The sequence below is a fragment of the Kangiella taiwanensis genome (assembly GCF_020005165.1).
GTDB lineage: Bacteria > Pseudomonadota > Gammaproteobacteria > Enterobacterales > Kangiellaceae > Kangiella > Kangiella taiwanensis.
Genome location: NZ_JAHCLT010000002.1, coordinates 332186 through 353724, shown reverse-complemented (window position 1 = coordinate 353724; position 21539 = coordinate 332186). Strand labels below are relative to the sequence as shown.

The 21539-nt window shown below is 44.6% G+C and carries 19 protein-coding genes; 18 read left to right on the top strand and 1 reads right to left on the bottom strand.

Annotated features, from left to right (window positions below; translation table 11 throughout):
- Positions 1–4 precede the first annotated feature (4 nt).
- The 16 genes from tolA (at position 5) to der (ending at position 16656) form a co-directional block, all read left to right on the top strand.
- On the top strand, positions 5–940 hold the full coding sequence (tolA, locus tag KFK88_RS07140; protein ID WP_223578136.1) for a cell envelope integrity protein TolA: 936 nt from the start codon (positions 5–7) through the stop codon (positions 938–940).
- A gap of 22 nt (positions 941–962) precedes the next feature.
- The gene (gene tolB, locus KFK88_RS07135) at positions 963–2327 is read left to right on the top strand and encodes a Tol-Pal system beta propeller repeat protein TolB (RefSeq protein ID WP_223578135.1); all 1365 of its coding nucleotides are present in this window, start codon (positions 963–965) and stop codon (positions 2325–2327) included.
- A 37-nt stretch (positions 2328–2364) separates the two neighbouring features.
- Positions 2365–2883: a peptidoglycan-associated lipoprotein Pal gene (pal, locus tag KFK88_RS07130; protein WP_223578134.1), complete on the top strand. Its 519-nt coding sequence runs from the start codon at positions 2365–2367 to the stop codon at positions 2881–2883.
- A gap of 55 nt (positions 2884–2938) precedes the next feature.
- Positions 2939–3685 carry a tol-pal system protein YbgF gene (gene ybgF, locus KFK88_RS07125; RefSeq protein WP_223578133.1) on the top strand — a complete coding sequence of 249 codons (747 nt, stop codon included), beginning with the start codon at positions 2939–2941 and terminating at the stop codon, positions 3683–3685.
- A 101-nt stretch (positions 3686–3786) separates the two neighbouring features.
- Positions 3787–4428: a 7-carboxy-7-deazaguanine synthase QueE gene (gene queE, locus KFK88_RS07120; RefSeq protein WP_223578132.1), complete on the top strand. Its 642-nt coding sequence runs from the start codon at positions 3787–3789 to the stop codon at positions 4426–4428.
- 302 nt (positions 4429–4730) lie between these two features.
- Positions 4731–5414, top strand: coding sequence for a 7-cyano-7-deazaguanine synthase QueC (gene queC, locus KFK88_RS07115; RefSeq protein ID WP_223578131.1), 684 nt, complete (start codon positions 4731–4733; stop codon positions 5412–5414).
- 207 nt (positions 5415–5621) lie between these two features.
- Positions 5622–6602, top strand: a complete 981-nt coding sequence (locus KFK88_RS07110; RefSeq protein ID WP_223578129.1) for a BsuPI-related putative proteinase inhibitor — start codon at positions 5622–5624, stop codon at positions 6600–6602.
- Between the two features lie 228 nt (positions 6603–6830).
- Positions 6831–7262 carry a nucleoside-diphosphate kinase gene (gene ndk, locus KFK88_RS07105; protein WP_110200957.1) on the top strand — a complete coding sequence of 144 codons (432 nt, stop codon included), beginning with the start codon at positions 6831–6833 and terminating at the stop codon, positions 7260–7262.
- A gap of 514 nt (positions 7263–7776) precedes the next feature.
- Positions 7777–8913, top strand: a complete 1137-nt coding sequence (gene rlmN / locus KFK88_RS07100) for a 23S rRNA (adenine(2503)-C(2))-methyltransferase RlmN (RefSeq protein ID WP_223578127.1) — start codon at positions 7777–7779, stop codon at positions 8911–8913.
- Between the two features lie 41 nt (positions 8914–8954).
- Positions 8955–9746, top strand: a complete 792-nt coding sequence (gene pilW / locus KFK88_RS07095) for a type IV pilus biogenesis/stability protein PilW (protein WP_223578125.1) — start codon at positions 8955–8957, stop codon at positions 9744–9746.
- 3 nt (positions 9747–9749) lie between these two features.
- Complete coding sequence (locus KFK88_RS07090; protein ID WP_223578123.1) at positions 9750–10745, top strand: RodZ domain-containing protein; 996 nt, start codon at positions 9750–9752, stop codon at positions 10743–10745.
- Positions 10746–10826: 81 nt separating this feature from the next.
- On the top strand, positions 10827–11969 hold the full coding sequence (ispG, locus tag KFK88_RS07085) for a flavodoxin-dependent (E)-4-hydroxy-3-methylbut-2-enyl-diphosphate synthase (protein WP_223578121.1): 1143 nt from the start codon (positions 10827–10829) through the stop codon (positions 11967–11969).
- Between the two features lie 129 nt (positions 11970–12098).
- Entirely contained in the window at positions 12099–13367 is a 1269-nt protein-coding gene (gene hisS, locus KFK88_RS07080) for a histidine--tRNA ligase (protein WP_223578120.1), read from the top strand.
- Between the two features lie 24 nt (positions 13368–13391).
- A complete protein-coding gene (locus KFK88_RS07075; RefSeq protein WP_223578119.1) occupies positions 13392–14024 on the top strand; it encodes a YfgM family protein in 633 nt (210 codons plus the stop codon).
- 47 nt (positions 14025–14071) lie between these two features.
- Positions 14072–15235: an outer membrane protein assembly factor BamB gene (bamB, locus tag KFK88_RS07070; RefSeq protein ID WP_223578118.1), complete on the top strand. Its 1164-nt coding sequence runs from the start codon at positions 14072–14074 to the stop codon at positions 15233–15235.
- A gap of 5 nt (positions 15236–15240) precedes the next feature.
- Positions 15241–16656, top strand: coding sequence for a ribosome biogenesis GTPase Der (der, locus tag KFK88_RS07065; protein WP_223578117.1), 1416 nt, complete (start codon positions 15241–15243; stop codon positions 16654–16656).
- Positions 16657–16681: 25 nt separating this feature from the next.
- Here der and xseA read toward each other — a convergent pair whose 3' ends face one another.
- Entirely contained in the window at positions 16682–18031 is a 1350-nt protein-coding gene (xseA, locus tag KFK88_RS07060; RefSeq protein WP_223578116.1) for an exodeoxyribonuclease VII large subunit, read from the bottom strand.
- A gap of 114 nt (positions 18032–18145) precedes the next feature.
- Here xseA and guaB point away from each other — a divergent pair, with 114 nt between their 5' ends.
- Entirely contained in the window at positions 18146–19606 is a 1461-nt protein-coding gene (guaB, locus tag KFK88_RS07055; RefSeq protein ID WP_223578115.1) for an IMP dehydrogenase, read from the top strand.
- 248 nt (positions 19607–19854) lie between these two features.
- Positions 19855–21432, top strand: coding sequence for a glutamine-hydrolyzing GMP synthase (gene guaA / locus KFK88_RS07050; RefSeq protein ID WP_223578114.1), 1578 nt, complete (start codon positions 19855–19857; stop codon positions 21430–21432).
- Positions 21433–21539: the final 107 nt, after the last annotated feature.

Here is a 21539-nt window from a genome sequence, read left to right as displayed (position 1 = left end):
ACTGATGTCTGATAAGAAAAAGACTTTACCTATTATTTTGTCGGTAGTGCTTCACTTAGCGCTGATTGGCGCTATTGTGTGGAAGTTTATCTGGGAGCCTAATATCCCAGAGCATAAGTATGTTGATGCTCCTATTCAAGCTCGAATTGCACAAGCCCCTAAAACGAACCCGCCACCGCCAAGCGCCGATGAAGAAAAGAAGCGCGAAGAGAAAAAGCGTGAAGAAGAGCGTTTGAAAAAACAGCAGCAAGAAAAGGAACGTTTGGAAAAGCTCAAACGTGAGAAAGAACTTGCTGAGCAAAAAGCTAAAGAAAAAGCAGCTGCAGAACAGCGTGCTAAAGAGCAGGCGGAACTTGAGCGTAAAAAGAAATTAGCGCTTGAGAAAAAGCTTGAGGAAGAGAAGCGTAAGAAGGAAGAGGCCGAAAAGAAACGTTTGGCTGAGGAAAAGCGTAAAAAGGAAGAAGCGGAACGTAAACGCAAAGAAGAGGCTGAGAAAAAACGCTTGGCTGAGGAAAAGCGTAAGAAAGAAGAAGCCGAACGTAAGAAGCGTGAAGAGGCTGAGCGTAAGCGCCAAGAAGAGATTGAGCGCTTACAAAAAGAGCTTGCCGCTGAAGACGGTGAGTTTTTCGACGCGATGGAAGGTGATGTTAAGAAAGCGCAAGCTTTGACGGAGCTTGAAAAGTTGAAGGCTCAAATTAGAAGTAAGTTAGTAAGATTATGGAATAAACCATCCGTGCCAGGCTCGTGTACTATCACGATTAAAACAGCGCCAGGTGGTGTGGTGTTAGATACGATCATTGTTGGTGGTGACGATGTGTATTGCCAGACGGGTATCGCGGCAATTAACCGCGCCTCGCCACTACCTTACTCAGATAACCCCGATGTTATCGAGGAATTGAGAACCATTACATTTACTTTTGATCCAAGTTTAAAAGATTAAACAAACCGAGAGTAGAGACTCTATGAAACATATTTGTAAAAAACTGGTGGTACTGTGGTTAGGCATGATGGCCTATGCGGCCAATGCTGAGGTGCAAATTTACATTACAGAAGGGCGTGATGACGCGCGTCCTGTTGCCGTTGTGCCGTTCACATTTGAAAGTGAATCTGAGGTGACGGTACAGCCACCGCATGATTTCGCGCAAATTATCGCGAATGATTTGGAGCGTAGTGGTAAGTTTAAGCCGGTGGAGCTTTCGGAGTTGCCGCAGCGACCAAGTCAAATTACCGACGTCGACATTGATGCTTGGAAAGAGTTGGGAGTCGATGGTGTGGTTTATGGCATCGTCAAAGAAACCGCGCCGGGTAAGTACATGGTGTCTTATGACTTAATCGATCCCTATAACGATAAGGCTGTGATGGAATCAAGCATCCCATCAGGAAGCTACCCTTTAGTTGATCAGTCTTTTCACTTGATGGTGCTAAAGACTAAACTGGTCAATAACGATAATTTCCGCTGGGCGGCACATATTGCAGCGGATGAAATTTATGAAGCTCTAACTGGTGAGCGAGGTGCTTTTGCGACCCAAATTGCTTACGTTCAGGTTGATCGTCTCGCAGCTAAACCTTACCAGCTTAATGTGGCGGATAGCGATGGTTTTAACCAGACTCAAGTATTCACCTCAAAAAAACCGATCATGTCACCGAGCTGGTCTCCGGACGCTGAAAAGTTAGCTTATGTGAGCTTCGAGAACGGGCGTTCAGAGATTTATGTGCAAACCATTACGACTGGACAGCGCGAACTTATTGCTAGCTATAAAGGCTTTAACAGTGCTCCTGCATGGTCTCCAGATGGCACAAAAATGGCGATGGTGTTATCGAAAGATGGTAATCCAGAGCTTTATGTGATGGATCTAGCAACGAAAAAGCTGACGCGACTCACGCGTCATTACTCGATTGACACCGAGCCATCGTGGCATCCAGATGGCAAAAGTTTGATATTCACCTCAGATCGAGGAGGAAAACCGCAAATTTATAGGGTTTCGCTTGCAGGAGGTGATGCAGAAAGGGTAACCTTTGAGGGGAGGTACAATGCTGGTGCTGAGTTTGCACCAGACGGGAAATCTATTGTGATGGTTCACCAAAGCAATGGTAATTTCCATGTAGCCGCGCAAGACATCGACACGGGGAACCTGACTGTCTTAACAAAGACCAGTCTGGATGAGTCGTTGTCAGTTGCTCCAAACAGTAGCATGATTATTTTCTCTACGGTTGACGGGCAACAAAAAGTTTTAAGTGCGGTATCAATGGATGGACGCTTTAAAGCAAGACTACCGGCCAACGTTGGTGAAGTTAAAGCACCGGCGTGGTCTCCGTTTATTTTGTAATTAGTAATAAGTTAAATAACAATCCTGGAGGATGACAATGAAACGTTCGGTACAATTACTATTGGCTTTGTTAGCAGCATTCGCTTTAGCTGCATGTAGCACAACTGAGCCAGCAGACGATACTACTGACACAACTGTACAACAAGACGATGGTTCGGACGCTGAAGCTGAAGCATTAGCACGTCAACGTGCTGCTGAAGAAGCTGAAAGACAACGTATCGCGGCATTGTTGGAAAACACGACTATCTACTTCGACTTCGACAGCGACGCTATTCGTAGCGGCGACATGGAGTTGTTAGAAGTTCACGCTAAGCACATCCAAGCGACTGGCAAGAAAGTCATTCTTGAAGGTCATGCGGACGAGCGTGGTACGCCAGAATACAACTTGGCTCTAGGTGAGCGTCGTGCAAAGTCAGTAGCTCAGTTAATGAGAACTTATGGTGTTTCTGGTAGTCAAATCGAAGTGATCAGCTTTGGTGAAGAGTCTCCAGCTAACCCTGGTCACACTGAGCAAGCATGGCAAGAAAACCGTCGTGTAGAAATCAAATATCAGTAATCTTCACAACGAAGCTTTATTGAAAAAAGATTGAAAAGAGTATTATTTTATAAAAATGAATAATCGTTTTACTAAAATAATCGCACTATCATTGCTCACAGCGTCTGCTGTGGGCAATGCTGCTGCCCCAGTGGTTGATGGGAAGGCAGTAGAGGCGATTCAGCAATACCAAGAGAATGACCAAAATCAGTTAGTCGGCGAGTTAATGCGTCAGGTAATGCAACTTCAACAAGAAGTGAGTTACTTACGTGGCCAAGCTGAAGAACAAGGTTATCAAATCCAAAAGTTGCAACGTCAGCAAAAAGAATTGTATGCCGATCTTGACCGCCGCTTAACTGACGCGACTCAAGGTGGCTTAGTTGGCTCAGAACTATCTGGTGAAGCAGGCGCAACCGATTCAGGTTCTAGCGATGCGAACAACCAAAATCTGAGTGATGCGCAAAAAGCTTATAACAAAGCCTTTTCGCAGTTTAGTAACAAAGAATATGCATTTGCTAAGAGCTCTTTTAAAAGTTTTGTCAAAGACTATCCTAAGCACTCTTTAGCGGCTAACGCCCATTATATCCTTGGTCAGCTTCATGCAAACGACAAGGAATATAAAGAAGCGGCCTTTGAGTTTGAAGCGGTTTATACTCAGTTTCCAGATACTGAGATTAAAGATAAAGCCATGCTGAAGTTAGCTCAAACTCATGAGCTGAGCGGTAATAAAGCCGAAGCAAAAAAGACGTACCAAGCGCTGGCGAAAGCATTTCCTAACACGACAGCAGGCAAGTTAGCCAAGGTAAAACTGAGCTCGCTATAAGTGATAAATTGCTCTAAGCCTCATGAAAAGCTGTCTTATTAGACAGCTTTTTTGTTACAATCCGCACAATTTCTAGCCATTTCCCTGTTTTTAGGTCCATTTTGAGCAAATTAAGAATCACCGAAATTTTTCACTCGCTACAGGGCGAAAGTCTAACCGTAGGTCTACCAACAGTCTTTGTACGACTCACCGGTTGCCCGTTACGTTGCACCTATTGCGATACCGATTATGCTTTTGGTGGTGGGGAGTGGATGACCTTTGAAGATATTCTGGCTGAGATAGAGCAGTACAACTGCCAGCACATCTGTATGACTGGCGGTGAACCCCTAGCACAAAAACGTGCTTATGAGTTCTATGAACTGCTATGTGAAAAAGGCTATAAAGTCTCTACAGAGACTGGTGGTGCCCATGATATCTCTGTGCTCGATAAGCGAGTTATGGTGGTGATGGACCTCAAAACCCCTGATTCAGGGGAAATGTCACGTAACCTCTATGAGAATATTGACCACTTAAAACCAACGGATCAGGTTAAGTTCGTTATTTGCAGTCGAAAGGACTATGACTGGTGCAAAATGACTATTGATAAGTACAGCCTGACAGATAAGTGTGAAGTATTATTTTCCCCAAGTTATGGGCAGGTTGAATACGCCGACTTAGCCGAGTGGATTTTGAAAGATAGGTTGAAGGTTCGGATGCAGGTTCAACTTCATAAGATCATCTGGGGTGAGAAGCAAGGCGTCTGATAGGAATTGTTAAAATACTCATCTGCTTTGTTATTCCAATCAATTCAAAATACTCACTTACCTAAGTAAGCTCTGTGTTTGAATTGATTGAATGCCGCGCAGACTGAGCATTTTTCCTGCTTCCAATTTAGCGTTAATATCAATGGTTCTATTTGAGCCTAAATTCAGAGCAAAGGTCGTGAAGCAGCGTTTGGTTCCTTTTCTTGGCCATACAAGAAAAGGAACTCGCTATAAAGCGAAAAAGTCAGAATGGGTTAATGCACAACTTGCTATTATCTTGCTAAAACAATAGGCAAAACAAAATGACAAAACGAGCAGTAATATTACTTTCTGGTGGTTTAGACTCAACAACGGCTTTGGCTATGGCTAAAGATCGCGGTTTTGAGTGTTACACCATGAGCTTTAACTATGGTCAGCGCACGGTGGCTGAGCTTAAGGCTGCGAAGAAGGTGTCTGCTCAGTTTGGTGCGAAAAAGCACATTGAAGTTAATTTGGACATGTCAGAAATTGGTGGTTCTGCTTTAACGGATCATTCGATTGATGTGCCTACCGGAGAAGCTATTTCGAAAGAAGCTGGGATTCCTGTGACCTATGTTCCTGCTCGAAACACTGTCTTTTTGTCCATTGCCTTGGGCTGGGCTGAGGTGCTACAAGCGCACCATATTTTCGTCGGTGTCAATGCCGTTGACTATTCGGGCTACCCAGACTGCCGCCCAGAGTTTATTCAAGCTTTTGAGACTATGGCCAACTTAGCCACCAAAGCGGGCGTAGAGGGCCAGAGGACGACCATCGAGGCGCCGCTGATCGATATGACCAAAGCTCAGATTATTGCCGAGGGCATGAGGTTAGGCGTTGATTACGCTCTAACGGTATCTTGCTATAAGGCGGATGATGCTGGTAGGGCATGCGGTGAGTGTGATTCCTGTCTCTTGCGTCAACAGGGTTTTGAAGCCCAGGGCTTTGCCGATCCAACTCTTTATCAGTAGCTTTCGCTCACTTTTTGTTCTGTCACTAAACCTTCATAAGTTACTGAGTTTTAATAGTATTCTCTAAACTATTGTTTTATCTGGGATTTATTCGCGGATAAACAATAGTGTTATAATTGTCAGAATTTGTTCACTGGTTTCTGCGTTTGTTTTGAAAATAATTGGTTTCGCATCAAGCAAAACACCATATTATTTTTAGGAGATACCATGAATACTTTTAGTAAACTGACATTTGCTTTATCAACATTGTTCGCTGGGGTTGCTGCTTCTGCAGATAGCTACCTAATGACCTCACCCGCGGACTATCGAAGCTTCAAAAGTTCTCAAAATCAATCGTTAAGCATGAGCCTCATTGATACCAAGGGTGGAAACTGGAAGCAGTACTCCAGTTATTTTGGTAAGAAAAATCAATGGTTATGGTTATCGAATGATGGTCAGGAAATCTATTGGTTTAATGAGTCGCAAAATGCCGAATTATTACTCAATGCTAGTGACCCTGTGGGGACTGAGTATCGGGTAAAGATCGATGGCTGCACTGATCGTGCTACGTTAGCCAGTAAAAGTGACAAGGTTCGAGTCGCAGCTGGTGACTTTGATCGCAGTGTCCGCCTCGATTTTTCTGGCTATTGTTTTGATGAAGGCTTAGAAAGTGCTTGGTTTGTGCCGGGAATAGGGTTGGTTAAGTGGTCAAAAGACTCAATGATTGGGCCGGTTGTTTTTGAACTAGAGCATGCTAAGGTGGGTAACATGACATTACCAAACCAAGAAGGCATTGAGCTTTCTGCGCAGTTTCCAGCAGAAACCGTGATGCTAAATAATCAAAATACTATCGAAGCCTCAATTACTCTTATCAACCATAGCGATGAGACGATTACTCTCGATTTTACCTCGGGACAAACTTTCGAGATATACCTCTATGACGATAACGAGCAGTTGGTTAGCCTGTGGTCATCAGACATGATGTTCACCCAAGCATTACACTCAATGAAGATCAAACCTGGTGAAGCAGAAAGGTTTGGTGGAGCGTTGGATCTCAAAGATCTTAACAGTCAGCCTTTAGATATAGGCACTTATAAAATCAAAATTGAGATTAAGGGCAGTTTTTCCCCAGAAGCTAGTAGTTTCAGCCATATCCCACTCAGCTCAGAGTCAGTGTTGCATTTGGACAATATGATGACTCATTACTAAATAGCGGGTGGTGAGCATTGCCCAAATAATACACATTCAGTATAATACGCGCGATTTTAAAGGGGTTAGCCAAGGCTATCCCCTTTTTTAACACGGGTTATTCTGTTTTACTGGGCCTGTGACGAATTTAAGCTTGGTAGTCAGTCGCTGACTTAAGGCTGGCTTACGAAGAAGGTAGTCTTGGTAAGTCTTTGAATTTATTGATTTTAACTATTATTGGAGTCTAAAATGGCTGTTGAACGTACTTTTTCAATCGTAAAACCTGACGCAGTAGCGAAAAACGTTATTGGCGAAATCTACTCACGTTTCGAGCGTGCAGGTCTTCGTATCGTTGCTTCTAAAATGATCCACCTTTCTCGCGAAAAAGCAGAAGGTTTCTACGCAGAGCACAAAGAGCGTCCTTTCTTCGGCGCATTAGTAGACTTCATGACATCTGGCCCAGTAATGGTTCAAGTACTTGAAGGCGAGAACGCTATCAAAGCAAACCGTGAAATCATGGGCGCTACAAACCCAGCGGAAGCTCTACGTGGTACGATTCGTGCGGATTACGCTGTATCAGTAGACGAAAATGCTGCGCACGGTTCTGATAGCCCAGAATCAGCTGAGCGTGAGATCAGTTATTTCTTTTCTTCAGATGAGATTTGCCCTCGCACAAGATAATTTAGTTTTTATTTCGCTTCTCAGCGAGCTACTTTCTCTTGCGTGGCCAAGAGAAAGTAGCCAAAGAGAAGGCCACCCCAATATTAAGGTCATGCAAGCATGACTTCCCTCATAACAATTCATCCATTTTACGCACCGTGAAATACAGTCCTTCCTTGGCCTGAATTTCACTAATCAAATCATCCCTGATTTGATTTGCTATGGCTTCATTGTTTCTCGGCTTAATATTACGGGGTAGAAGGGCTCTTTCCTCAAGTTAGGTAGTAGCTTAGAGATATGGGGCTTTGTTGTTTTGCTATTAACGCTGTAAAAGCCTAGAATAGCGTAAAATTTGTACAAATGACTTTTTTGACTTTAATTGTCATGAAGTCTTAAAAGCGCCTGGTGATGCTAGAACAAGGCAAAAATTGTGAAAAGACGGAGGTTACCTTTATTAGGTAGTTGAGTACTTTGAACACTTTTTTAACACAGTTATAGCGAAACAGGTGATTTTAATCGCAAAAAGGTAATCATAATGAGTAATCCTCAACCGGTTAACGAAAAAACCAACCTACTCAACCTGACGCGCGATGAAATGGTCGAGTTCTTTGTGGAACTTGGTGAAAAGCCATTTCGTGCTCAACAGGTCATGAAGTGGATTCATCAGTTTGGCGTCGATAATTTCGATGAGATGACCAATATCAGTAAGGCGTGTCGCCAGAAGTTAGATGACGTAGCTGTGATTGAAGGCCCTGAGGTGCTAAGCGTTCAAGAGTCGAGCGACGGCACCATCAAGTGGGCGCTTAAGATTCCAGGCGGGCAAGCCATCGAAACCGTGTTTATTCCCGAGCGTCACCGCGGGACTTTGTGTGTATCTTCGCAGGTTGGCTGTGCGCTTGAGTGCAGTTTCTGTTCGACAGGATACCAAGGGTTTAACCGTAATTTGACCACGGCAGAAATTATTGGTCAGGTTTGGCATGCGGCGCGTTATCTGAATGGTAAACACAAAAGCGATGATCGCGCTGTCACGAATGTGGTAATGATGGGCATGGGTGAACCATTGGCCAATTACCAACCTGTGATTAATGCCATGGGCTTAATGCTGGATGATTTTGCTTATGGGCTATCAAAGCGTCGTGTGACTTTGAGTACCTCGGGTATGGTGCCGCAATTGGATCGCATGGGCGATGATATTGATGTGGCGCTGGCGATTTCGTTACACGCACCTAACGATGAATTGCGTGATGTTTTGGTGCCAATCAATAAGAAATATCCGATTAAAGAATTTATGGCGAGCGTGCACCGTTACATGGAAAAGTCCAACGCCGCGCGTAAGGTGACGGTAGAGTATGTCATGCTGAAAGATGTTAACGACAGCATAGAACATGCGAAACAGTTAGCTAAGCTATTGAAAAATACGCCCTGTAAGATTAATCTAATTCCGTTCAACCCATTTCCACAGACGCATTACGAAACGTCTACACCGAAAGCGATTGATGCTTTTAGTGATTATTTACATAGAAATGGTTTTGTCGTGGTGGTCAGACGTACACGTGGTGATGACATTGATGCAGCGTGTGGGCAGTTAGCGGGTAAGATTAATGATAAAACTAAACGTCAGCAAAGACGTACTCAGTTTTCTGGAGATATTGACGTCAGAGCGCTGGTGTAAGAGGCTGATATTATAACGATTATTAAAACAGGTAGGTATTCATGAAGTATATGTACTGGATTGTGCTCGGAGCGGCTGTATTGGTTTCAGGTTGTCAAACCACGACTCGAACGACGACAAAAGCTGCGACGAATGATCGCATTGAGGTATCAGACGGAAAATATGATGCGACTAAAGCCGCACAATCTAGGCTAGCGCTTGGGCTTAAATACATCGAAGCTGGCTACATGGAGCGGGCAAAGCAAAATCTCGTCAAAGCTTATGAGCATAAACCTGACTTGCCTGACGTTTTGTACGGGTTAGGTTATTATTATCAAGCCGTTTATGAGTTCGACAAAGCGGACAGATACTACAAAATGGCGCTTGATGAAGCGCCAAATAATCCAGACTACCTCAATGCTTATGGCGCATTTTTATGTGACTCAAAAAAAGAGCATGCAAAGGGTGTTGATTACTTTTTAAAAGCCATCTCTAAACCTGATTATACTTCTGTTGGAGAAACTTACGAAAACGCGGGCTTTTGCAGTTTAGATGCGAAGCAGGTCACACAAGCAGAAGAATATTTTGAAAAAGCACTCACTCTTAATCCAAATTTAACCAAGTCATTGTATGGTTTAGCTGGCGTACATTATCAAAAAAGTAATTTCAGACGTGCCGCAGACTATTTATACCGTTTTGAAGGGCGTACCAAGCCAACAGCAGACTCGTTGCTATTAGGGTATAAGGTTGCTAGCGCAACAGGGCATAAGGGCAATATGCAAAGCTATGGTGAAAAACTGATGCAGTTATACCCAAACTCTAGGCAGGCGACTGAATACCTAAATATTCGATAACTTATGACTGAAAAAACTGAGCAGCAGCCACAGGAACATGACTTTGGCCCTGGGGCGTTATTAAAACAAAAGCGCGAACAGCAAGGCCTTTCACTGGAAGAGGTTTCTACACGTTTAAAACTGACCATTCCTGTGTTGAAAAAGATTGAGGCTGATGATTATGAAGGTGATCTACCGGTAACGTTTTACCGCGGTTACCTAAAAAATTACGCCGAGCTGCTCGAGCTGGATGATGTTGATATTGGTGCGAATTTCCGAGACTTTTGCGGAAGAAATAACTTATTCAGTTCCCCGCCACCAAGGCTACAAGGCTTAGAGCTAGATAAACCCATGGGCTCTAATAATTGGCTGTTTAAAGCTGTAACAACGTTAATTATATTAATACTGCTTTTCGCAATTTATTACGTCGTAGTAGAAAAAGAGCTTTGGAAAAAGTTTGTGTCTGATAGTTCTGAAGAGCAAGTTCAAAATATCGATGGTCTACCTATCGCTGAGCAAAACAGCAGTCAGATAGAGATTGGTAGCTCAGAGGCGGGTAGCTCATCACAAGAGACTACATCGGATGAAGGTTCTTCAGAAGACGAGCCGAGCGAGTTACTGTTAAATGATGCTTCTAACAGCGGTGATGCCGATGACTCATTGGAACCATCTGCCACAAGCGGTGAAATTAACCTAGGTGAGAGCGACTCTTCAGAGTCTGAAAGTGTTAGTATTGAGCAGTCTAACAATAGTCCTCAACCGCAAGTGACATCTGGTGGCAGCATCTCACTTAGTTTTACTGGTGACTGCTGGGTTCGAGTCCAAGATGCTAGTGGAAAAGTATTGGCGCTCGGTATCAAGTCTGCAGGAACCAACTTGCAACTTTCAGGGCAAGCCCCATATAACTTGACGTTAGGTAAGGCTTCAGCGGTACAATTAACCTATAATGGTAGCGCGATAGATTTATCAGGGTATTCGGACGAGCGTGCGGCCAAATTGACCCTTGGTGATAATTCTTAAGCGCGATAGACCACCTTAACCTATTTGCTTATAAATAAATGCTTTAAGCCATTTTGGTATGGCAAGTGAGAATTCTGTAGTATGAACAACCCTTCTTGGATTAAGCGACGTAAATCCCGTCAAATTATGGTTGGTAATGTACCTGTCGGTGGCGATGCGCCGATCGCGGTTCAAAGCATGACCAATACCGATACCTGTGATGTCGAAGCCACCGTGCAACAAATACAAGCGCTAGCGAATACTGGCGCAGATATCGTCAGGGTTTCGGTGCCAACGATGAAGGCCGCGGAAGCTTTCAAAGAGAGCAAAAAACAATCGCCAGTACCTCTTGTAGCGGATATTCACTTTGATTATCGAATTGCCCTAAAGGTCGCAGAGTACGGCGTGGATTGCTTGCGTATTAACCCAGGTAATATTGGCGCTGAAGAGCGTGTCAAAGCGGTTGTCGATGCGGCAAAAGCGCGCAATATCCCAATTCGTATTGGTGTGAATGCAGGCTCTCTTGAGAAAGACTTGCAGGAAAAGTACGGTGAGCCAACACCAGAAGCGTTGGTTGAATCGGCTTATCGCCACATTGATATTCTGGAACGTCATAATTTTAAAGATTACAAGATCAGCTTAAAAGCGTCAGATGTTTACATGACGGTTGCGGCTTATCGAATCTTAGCTAAAGAAATTGACAACCCGTTGCATTTGGGAATTACTGAAGCTGGTAGCTTCCGCTCAGGTACGGTTAAATCTTCCGTAGGGCTGGGGATGCTCCTTGCTGAAGGTATTGGCGATACCATTCGTATTTCGTTGGCCGCAGACCCTGTTGAAGAAGTTAAGGTCGGTTACGATATCCTAAAAAGTTTAGGGTTGCGTCAGCGTGGCATTAACTTGATTGCTTGTCCGTCTTGCTCACGCCAACAGTTTGACGTGATTAAAACGGTTAATGAGCTTGAGGAGCGTTTAGAAGACATCAATGAGCACCTTGATGTGGCGGTGATTGGCTGTGTGGTCAATGGCCCAGGAGAGGCAAAAGAAGTCTCTGTGGGGCTAACAGGCGGATTCAAGAAAAGCATGCTGTATGAAGGTGGTGAAAAGAGCCATAAAGTGCCTAACGAGGACTTGGTCGACGAGCTTGAGGCTCGTATTCGAGCTCAGATTGCCGCTAACTTAGCGCAGAAAAATGAAAAAGCAAAGGGCGCTGAGCAGTTACCTATCGAAGAAGTTAAGTCCTGATTCAGTACAAGAGCGGGCATTAACCTTATAATTTCTGAAAATTAGGCGAAAAAACTACTGTTTTTCGCCAAATTCGCTATAATTTCGCACTTTCACAAAAAATTTCACTTGAACGAATCGGGATTGATTTTGGCGCAAAAAATTCAAGCAATTCGCGGCATGAATGACATATTGCCGGAACAGACTCCATATTGGCACAAATTGGAAGCGATCTTGCGTCGTTTGATGGATAGTTATGGCTATTCAGAAATTCGAATGCCTATCGTAGAGAAAACTCAACTGTTTAAGCGAGCGGTTGGCGAAGTGACTGATATTGTTGAAAAAGAGATGTACACGTTTGAGGACCGAAACGGTGATAGCTTAAGCTTGCGACCAGAAGGAACGGCTAGCTGTGTTCGTGCGGGTATTGAGCATGGTTTGTTATATAACCAAGAGCAGCGCTTGTGGTATATGGGGCCGATGTTTCGGCATGAACGCCCGCAAAAAGGACGTTATCGCCAGTTTCATCAGCTTGGTGTTGAGACCTTTGGAATCGCCACAGCGGATGTTGATGCTGAATTGATCTTGATGACTGCTCGCTTGTGGAAAGCGTTAGGACTTGCAGATTCGGTTCGTTTAGAAATCAACTCTTTAGGTTCAAATGAAGCTCGTGCGGCTTATCGGGATAAGTTGGTTGCGTTTTTAGAGCCGATAAAAGACCAATTGGATGAGGATAGTCAGCGTCGCCTGACGACAAATCCACTGCGTATTCTCGATAGTAAGAACCCAGAAGTCCAAGCGTTGGTTAAGGACGCGCCAAAATTGTCTGAGAACTTGGACGCAGAGTCAGAAGAGCATTTTAAGCAGTTGTGCAACATATTAGATGCTAATGGCATTGAGTATGAAATTAATACCAATCTTGTTCGTGGCTTGGATTATTACAATCGCACAGTATTTGAATGGATTACTGACAAGCTTGGCGCACAGGGCACGATTTGTGCTGGTGGGCGTTACGATGGTTTAACCGAGCAGCTCGGCGGCCACGCGACCACAGCAAGTGGTTTTGCGATGGGCATTGAGCGGATTGTTGCTTTGATGGAAGAATTGGCGCCTATCGAAACAGTGTTGGCTGATGTGTATATGGTGGCCTTGGGCGAAGCGGCAGGAATTAATGCCATTCAATTGGCGGAAAGGTTGCGTGATCAATTGCCAGAGTTACGAGTTCGCAATAATTTTGGCGGCGGCAACTTTAAAAAACAATTTAAGCGAGCGGATAAAAGTGGTGCAAGCATTGCTTTAGTGCTTGGCGAACAAGAGGTGCAAGAGCAGACAATAGGTGTTAAGTTCTTGCGTGAACAAAAAGATCAATTGCAGTTGTCTCAGTCAGACTTGGTCGAGCAGCTGAAATCTTTAATTTAACAGTAAAGAGTTAGGAGACCAGAGATGGCTCAGTATGAAACAGAAGAACAACAGGTCGAGGCGATAAAAACCTTTTGGAAAGAAAACGGTAAAGCCATTATTTTGGGGGCTGTTATCGGTTTTGGTGGTATTTTCGGTTGGGATTACTACAAAGATTATAAAGTTGAGCAAGCAGAAACGGCTTCTGCTCGTTACGCTGAAGCGGTTGATACCATTATCGCCGGCAGTGAAGAGCAAAGTCAGTTTGCAGAGAAAGCGGAGGCGTTAAAGAAAGACTTCGCTAAGACAAGCTATGCGGCTTTGGCAGCGATGAAGCTAGCTGAAATTGAGGTGTCTAAAGATAATTTAGATGGCGCTATGGAACAATTACGCTGGGTTGTTGACCAAGGTAATAAGACCTTCGCTCCAGTAGTGCAGATTCGTTTAGCGCGAATTTTGTTGGCACAAGAGCAATACGACGCTGCTATTAACCAGGCTGACTCAGTTAAAACAGACGCTTACAAATCAAGCGCACTGTTGGTTAAAGGTGAAGCTCAATTGGCTAAAGGTGATCGCGAAGCTGCAAAGAATACTTTTATTGAAGCACGTGACGCATCAAGTACAGCGCCGCATCCTTTGTTGGCTCTGCGTTTATCTGAGTTTGGGGTCGAGCAATAATTATTAAAACATCGTGATAGCGAACCGTATTCACAACAGGATAATCTATGACATTAAACGTTAAATCGAAATTATTAACATCATTAGCAGCTTGCGCACTGTTAGTGGCTTGCTCTGACGAAATCGTTAACGAGCCGACAGAACTTGAGGATGTCGAGTCTCAGTTTGAGATTGATGTTCGTTGGTCTGAATCTATTGGTGTAGGTGCAGATGAAAAGTTTAATGGCTTAACTCCTGCAGTTTGGAATGACTATATTATCACTGCTGACGTTGAGGGCTTAGTGACTGCTTTTGACCGTGAGTCAGGTGATATTGTTTGGGAAGTTGAGCTTAACGAGCCGCTATCAGGTGGTATCAGCGCAAACGCTGGTTTAATTGCAATAGGCTCTAAGAAAGCTCGTGTGATCGTTTTAAACGTTGAAGATGGCTCTGAGGTTTGGCGAGCGGATGTCTCGAGCGAAGTGTTAGCTAAGCCTGCTATTGAAGCGACAAAAGTTGTTGTGCGCACTGCGGATGGCCGAATTTTTGCGCTAGACAGTAATGATGGTGAGCAAGAGTGGTTTTATGATCGCGTAATCCCGAACCTCACCATTCGAGGCACTTCGGCACCCTTAGCTGTTGATGGTGCAGTATTAACAGGATTCGCGAATGGTAAACTAGCCGCTTTTAACCTTGAGACAGGTGATCTGTTGTGGGAACAACGAGTATCCTCACCAAGAGGCAGTTCTGACATTTCGAGAATTGTTGATGTTGATACGACTCCGGTAGTGTACGGCAGCACGCTTTATGGAGCAGGCTACAATGGTTATGCCATTGCGATGGATCTGAGTAATGGACGTTATTTGTGGCGCGAAGAGTTATCAACAGTAAAGGATCTGTTTGTAGATACCTTACGAGTTTATGCAGTGACGACGGATGGTTCTGTGGTGGCGATTAATCGCACGACGGGTGATATTGCTTGGAAGCAAGAAGGTTTGAAGTACCGTAGCCCAACAGCAGCGGCTGCATTAGGCGATAACCTTGTTATTGGTGACTTTGAAGGTTACGTTCATTTTCTAGATAAGTCGACAGGTGACTTTGTAGCACGTGATCACTTAGATGATTACGGTTTTGCGCATAAACCAATCGTTACTGATAATGAAGTGATCTTAACCAGCCGTTTTGGTTTTATGTATGTCTTCAACAAAGTTGAAGAAGATTCTGAAGAGTAATTTTTATGCTTCCTGTTATCGCGCTCGTTGGTCGTCCCAACGTCGGCAAATCTACGTTATTCAATCGACTGACCAAGTCGCGCGATGCCCTTGTAGCTAACCTTCCTGGCTTGACTCGTGATCGTCAATACGGTCAGGCCAAATTAAAAGGTCAACCATTCATCGTCGTTGATACCGGTGGTATCGCTGGCGATGAAGAAGGTATTGATGATTTGATGGCTAAGCAATCGCTGCAAGCGGTTGATGAAGCCGACATCGTCATCTTCATGGTTGATGCTCGTACCGGGATGACTGCTGCCGATGAATATGTCGCAGAGCAGTTACGACGTCAACAAAAGCCAGTTCTTCTAGTGGTTAATAAAATTGATGGTGTTCACGCGGATGCCGCATTAGCCGAGTATTATAGCTTTGGTTATAGCGATATCTTAGGGATTGCAGCTGAGCATGGTCGAGGTGTTTCAACGCTTATCGATAATGTGTTAGACAGTCTTAAATTAGAGCCAGTCAACGAAGAAGAGCAGACCATTGAAGAGCTACAGGCGCGTGGTTTAAAACTGGCTGTCGTAGGGCGTCCAAATGTCGGCAAATCAACTCTGATTAACCGCTTCTTAGGCGAAGAGCGAGTGGTGGTATTTGATATGCCGGGTACCACGCGCGATAGTATTTATATTGAGATGGAGCGCCGCGGTAAGCCATACACATTAATCGATACGGCTGGTGTGCGTCGCCGAGGTAAAGTTAAAGAAGCTGTTGAAAAGTTTTCGGTCCTCAAGACTCTCCAAGCGATAGGCGATGCTAACGTTGTGGTGATGGTGATGGACGCGCGTGAGCCAATTACCGATCAAGATCTGAGTTTAATCAGCCACGTTATCGACGCTGGTCGCTCTATGGTCATTGCCATTAATAAGTGGGATGGTATGACCGAGGAGCAGCGAGAGGACGTCAAACTCGAAATAGATCGACGTTTAGGTTTTGTTGACTTCGCACGAGTACACTTCATTTCTGCGTTGCATGGTTCGAATGTTGGGCACCTGTGGGATTCTGTTGATGAAGCGTGGCAAAGTGCGTTAATTGAGATGACGTCATCAAAATTAACACGCCTACTGGAAGAGGCTTATGAACGTCATCAGCCGCCAGCAATTAAAGGCCGCCGAATTAAACTACGCTATGCTCACCCAGGTGGTCATAATCCGCCGATTATTGTGATCCATGGTAAGCAGGTCAGTAAGCTTCAGGAAAGTTACAAACGTTATTTAATTAACTTCTTCCGCAAAAAGTTGAATCTCATTGGAACGCCAATTCGTCTTGAGACGAAAGAAGGTGACAATCCCTTTGCGGATAAAACCAATAAAAGTCGCGAGCTGTCACGTCGCCAACGCTTGAAGAAGAAGCGAGCCATTAAAAAGTTCGGCAAAAGATAAAACGATCCACTTCAGAAGTAAGCCTTTACTCAGGCTTACTTCTTAGTTCCCCATCAGCAAACCGTGTCACAATAGTCTTAGCCTTTTTCGCAGCTTTGACGGTTTTCAATGCCTTTCCAGACACATCTGTAGTAATCGTATAGCCTCTATCAAGCGTAGCTAACGGGCTGATATCATTGAGTTTTTGTGCTGTTAGTGCAAAGTGTTGTTGTGATGAGTTTAGCTGTTGTTTCATGGCATGCTGTAGCTGCTTTTGCCAAGATAAAAGCCGTTGCTTTGTTTGCTCTAGATGTTTCGCCGGCTTATAGGATTGCAGACGGGATTGATAGGAGCTTAAAGTTTGCTTCCTGTTTTCTAGGTAGCGCTTCTTGGAACTATGAAGTTGCTTTATAAGCTGACTCAAGTCTTTCTGGCTTTGCGTTAATTGTTGCTTGGGGTGTACTATCCTAGCCGTGAGCTTATCCAGTGTTGCCTGCTGGATTTGTAACTTATGCTGAAACTCAGCGATTAGGCGGCGTTCTAATGCCTGAAACTTATGGATAATATCAGCACGATTGGGAACCAAAAGCTCAGCTGCGGCAGATGGTGTTGGTGCTCTCAGATCGGCCACCAAGTCGCTAATTGATGTATCTATTTCGTGACCAACTGCTGACACCACAGGAATCGTGCTATTGCGAATCTCTCGGGCTAACTTTTCACCGTTGAAACACCACATATCCTCGAGTGAGCCACCCCCACGTGTGACCAACAAGACATCACATTCAGCACGTTGGTTAGCGATACGGAGTTGTTCAATCAGAGTTTTAGCCGCTTTGTCACCCTGCACCTGAGTCGGATAAATGATGACAGGAACCTGAGGCATGCGTCGCTTCAGGACAGTTAACACATCGCGTATAGCAGCGCCTGTAGGTGAGGTGATAATACCGATTTTGTTCGGTAGTGTCGGAATAGGGCGCTTTAGCTCTTGGTCAAATAGCCCCTCATTACTAAGCTTTTCCTTAAGACGATTGAAAGCAACTTGTAGCGCACCTTCGCCCGCAGGCTCCATGTATTCGCCAATAAGCTGTAAATCCCCGCGTGGCTCATACAAACTAATCTTGGCCCGCATCAGTACTTGTTGGCCATCTTCGGGGGTGAAGCGCACGCTGCGGTTACGGTTTTTAAACATGGCGCAGCGAAGTTGTGAATCGGCGTCTTTGAGTGTGAAGTACCAATGCCCAGAGCGAGGCGTGGCGAGATTGGAAATTTCACCAGTAATCCAAATTTGACCGATTTCGCTCTCGAGTTGACGGCGTACGTTGAGTGCTAACTCGGTGACGCTGTATACCTTGCGCTGCTCAGTAGGTTCTTGCGGTTGTAAAATTGGTTGTATCATGCTGCAAATCGCTTGAAATAGTTATTTACCTTGATGGTGCAGGCACGTTATAATAACGCGCTTCATCTAGTCAGCGCCTGTCGTGCTGACGCTAAATAATACGTGGTACACCCTATGCGCATTATAGAGGAAGCTCTAACCTTTGACGATGTTTTATTAGTACCGGGGCATTCGACTGTCCTTCCAGCTGATGCTGATCTGCGTACTAAAATTACCCGTGAGTTCGCTCTAAATATTCCACTTGTTTCCGCTGCGATGGATACTGTAACAGAATCAAGTCTTGCTATTGCGTTGGCGCAAGAAGGTGGGATGGGCTTCATTCACAAGAACATGTCTATCGAGCAACAAGCCGAGCATGTTCGCCGCGTGAAAAAATTCGAAAGCGGTATCGTTAGCGATCCAATCACTGTAACTCCTGATACGACTATTGGTCAGCTGAAGCAAATGACTCAGCAACATGGTATTTCGGGCATGCCGGTGGTTGAAGGCGATCAGCTAGTAGGTATCGTGACTAATCGTGATATTCGTTTTGAAACGCGCGATGGTCAGCCTGTATCGTCAGTGATGACGCCAAAAGAGCGTTTGGTCACTGTTCAGGAAGGCGCAAGCCAAGAAGAAATCTTGGACAAGTTACACACCAATCGTATCGAAAAACTTTTAGTGGTTGATGATAACTTTAACCTAAAAGGTTTAATTACAGTAAAAGATATCAATAACGCCGAAACTAAGCCTAACGCTTGCAAAGACCGTTATGGTCATCTGCGTGTTGGTGCAGCTGTTGGTACGGGTCCTGAAACACCGGATCGCGTGTCAGCAATCGTCGAAGCTGGTGTGGATATTATTCTAGTTGATACATCTCACGGACACTCGCAAGGCGTTTTAGACCGTGTTAAGTGGGTTAAAGAAAACTATCCAGACAAACAGGTTATCGGCGGTAACGTTGCTACAGGCGCAGGCGCTCGTGCCTTAGTTGATGCTGGTGCTGATGGCGTTAAAGTGGGGATCGGCCCTGGCTCGATTTGTACAACACGTATCGTCACCGGTGTTGGTGTTCCGCAAATCTCTGCTATCTCAAGCGTAGCGAAAGAGCTGGAAGGCTCTGGCGTACCGTTTATTGCTGACGGTGGTATCCGCTTCTCTGGTGACATGTGTAAAGCATTAGCCGCAGGCGCTTACAGCGTCATGGTGGGTTCAATGCTTGCGGGTACTGAAGAAGCACCGGGCGAAGTTGAGTTGTACCAAGGTCGTTCTTATAAGTCGTACCGTGGTATGGGCTCGTTAGGTGCCATGTCGCAAAAGAACAGTTCTGCGGACCGTTACTTCCAAAGCTCTAATGCTGCGGATAAATTGGTTCCAGAAGGTATTGAAGGTCGTGTTCCTTATAAAGGCTACATGACAAGTATTGTGCACCAAATGATGGGTGGCTTGCGTTCAAGCATGGGCTTAACTGGCTGCAAAACCATCGAAGACGTTCGCACTAAAGCGCAGTTTGTTCGAGTAACGAATGCGGGTATGAGCGAGAGTCATGTGCATGATGTGTCGATTACGAAAGAGGCACCAAACTATCGAGTATAGCTGGTTAAAATACTTAATCTCTTTGTTAAATAAAATTGAGTTTTTGCTCATTTGTCATAAACAAACTCCGCAAACTCAATTTTATTTGCCTCGACCTTAAGCATTTTACCTCAGCTATAAGATTTAACGACCTTTGGTTGTAACAAGACGGATAAACGAAGCCGCAGAAATTTGACTGCGGCTTTTTGATTTTTTAAGTGATGCGCGAACAGGCGTATTACGGTTAGCTAACCTAGAAAGGTAAGAAGATGCAAACAGATATTCATGATCATCGTATATTGATTTTGGACTTTGGTTCTCAGTACACACAGCTGATTGCGCGCCGTGTTCGTGAAATTGGTGTTTACTGTGAGTTGGTGCCTTTCGATGTTAGTGACGATGACATTCGTGAGTTTAACCCTCAGGGTATTATTCTATCAGGTGGTCCTGAGTCAGTATCCGGCGAAGGTACGCCTCGTGCTCCTGAGTTAGTGTTTGAGCTTGGTGTTCCTGTTCTCGGTATTTGCTACGGAATGCAAACCATGGCGTATCAGTTTGGTGGTAAAGTCGGTGGCTCTGAAAAACGTGAATTTGGCTACGCTGAAGTTTTTATCAATACACCAAATGATCTTCTCGACGGTATTGAAGATCGATTCAATACAGAAGGTAAAGCATTACTCGACGTATGGATGAGCCATGGTGACAAGGTGATCGAGGTGCCTGAAAGCTTCGAAGTAATCGCTTCAAGCGAGAATGCACCAATCGCAGCGATGGCGCATAAAGAGAAACCTTTCTACGGCATTCAATTCCACGCAGAAGTCACTCACACCAAGCAAGGCGGTCGTATGTTAGAACGCTTTGTGACTGAAATTTGTGGCTGTGAACGTTTATGGACAGCTGAAAACATCATCGAAGATGCCATTGAGCAGATTAAAGAACAGGTTGGCGACGAAGAAGTTGTCTTAGGGCTATCTGGTGGTGTCGATTCCTCAGTAACAGCGATGCTTTTACACCGTGCGATTGGTGATAAGTTGACCTGTGTTTTCGTTGATAACGGGTTACTCCGTTTGAACGAAGCTGACCAAGTGATGGCTATGTTTGGTGATAATTTTGGCCTAAATATTATCCGCATTGATGCAGAAGATCGCTTCTTGAGCGAGTTGAAAGGTGTCGATGAGCCAGAAGCAAAGCGTAAAATCATTGGTAAAGTGTTCGTTGATATTTTCGATGAAGAGTCTAAAAAATTAACCAATGCAAAATGGTTAGCGCAAGGTACGATCTACCCTGACGTGATTGAATCTGCGGGTGCCAAAACCGGTAAGGCTCACGTCATCAAGTCGCACCATAACGTCGGTGGCTTGCCAGAAACGATGGAGCTTAAGCTTGTTGAACCTTTGCGTGAGTTGTTTAAAGATGAAGTGCGTAAAATTGGCTTAGAACTAGGCTTACCATACGACATGCTATACCGTCACCCATTCCCAGGGCCAGGCTTAGGCGTTCGTATCTTAGGTGAAGTCAAAAAAGAGTACGCTGACTTATTACGTCGTGCGGACGCGATTTTTATCGAAGAACTATACAAGCATGACTTGTACCATAAAACTAGCCAGTCGTTTACCGTATTCCTGCCTGTACGCTCTGTAGGCGTAATGGGCGATGGCCGTAAATATGATTATGTCGTAGCACTTCGTGCGGTAGAAACGATCGACTTTATGACCGCTCGTTGGGCACATCTTCCTTATGAGTTCTTAGAGCATGTGTCAGGACGTATTATTAATGAAGTCGATGGGATTTCGCGAGTTACATATGATATTTCGTCGAAGCCGCCAGCTACTATCGAATGGGAGTAATTAGCGGAATAAACATATCCTTTTCACTTTTTGCGGTGTTGGAAACTTGCTCAATCAGTCATGTACCATGTGTACACTCCTTCTTTGCGCGAGTTTCCGCCTAGCAT

What these genes read in the sequence shown, in the direction of transcription:
- tolA (WP_223578136.1), top strand. Translation starts at nt 5, where the DNA reads ATGTCTGATAAGAAAAAGACTTTACCTATTATTTTGTCGGTAGTGCTT.
- tolB (WP_223578135.1), top strand. Translation starts at nt 963, where the DNA reads ATGAAACATATTTGTAAAAAACTGGTGGTACTGTGGTTAGGCATGATG.
- pal (WP_223578134.1), top strand. Translation starts at nt 2,365, where the DNA reads ATGAAACGTTCGGTACAATTACTATTGGCTTTGTTAGCAGCATTCGCT.
- ybgF (WP_223578133.1), top strand. Translation starts at nt 2,939, where the DNA reads ATGAATAATCGTTTTACTAAAATAATCGCACTATCATTGCTCACAGCG.
- queC (WP_223578131.1), top strand. Translation starts at nt 4,731, where the DNA reads ATGACAAAACGAGCAGTAATATTACTTTCTGGTGGTTTAGACTCAACA.
- KFK88_RS07110 (WP_223578129.1), top strand. Translation starts at nt 5,622, where the DNA reads ATGAATACTTTTAGTAAACTGACATTTGCTTTATCAACATTGTTCGCT.
- ndk (WP_110200957.1), top strand. Translation starts at nt 6,831, where the DNA reads ATGGCTGTTGAACGTACTTTTTCAATCGTAAAACCTGACGCAGTAGCG.
- rlmN (WP_223578127.1), top strand. Translation starts at nt 7,777, where the DNA reads ATGAGTAATCCTCAACCGGTTAACGAAAAAACCAACCTACTCAACCTG.
- pilW (WP_223578125.1), top strand. Translation starts at nt 8,955, where the DNA reads ATGAAGTATATGTACTGGATTGTGCTCGGAGCGGCTGTATTGGTTTCA.
- KFK88_RS07090 (WP_223578123.1), top strand. Translation starts at nt 9,750, where the DNA reads ATGACTGAAAAAACTGAGCAGCAGCCACAGGAACATGACTTTGGCCCT.
- ispG (WP_223578121.1), top strand. Translation starts at nt 10,827, where the DNA reads ATGAACAACCCTTCTTGGATTAAGCGACGTAAATCCCGTCAAATTATG.
- KFK88_RS07075 (WP_223578119.1), top strand. Translation starts at nt 13,392, where the DNA reads ATGGCTCAGTATGAAACAGAAGAACAACAGGTCGAGGCGATAAAAACC.
- bamB (WP_223578118.1), top strand. Translation starts at nt 14,072, where the DNA reads ATGACATTAAACGTTAAATCGAAATTATTAACATCATTAGCAGCTTGC.
- der (WP_223578117.1), top strand. Translation starts at nt 15,241, where the DNA reads ATGCTTCCTGTTATCGCGCTCGTTGGTCGTCCCAACGTCGGCAAATCT.
- xseA (WP_223578116.1), bottom strand. Translation starts at nt 18,031, where the DNA reads ATGATACAACCAATTTTACAACCGCAAGAACCTACTGAGCAGCGCAAG.
- guaB (WP_223578115.1), top strand. Translation starts at nt 18,146, where the DNA reads ATGCGCATTATAGAGGAAGCTCTAACCTTTGACGATGTTTTATTAGTA.
- guaA (WP_223578114.1), top strand. Translation starts at nt 19,855, where the DNA reads ATGCAAACAGATATTCATGATCATCGTATATTGATTTTGGACTTTGGT.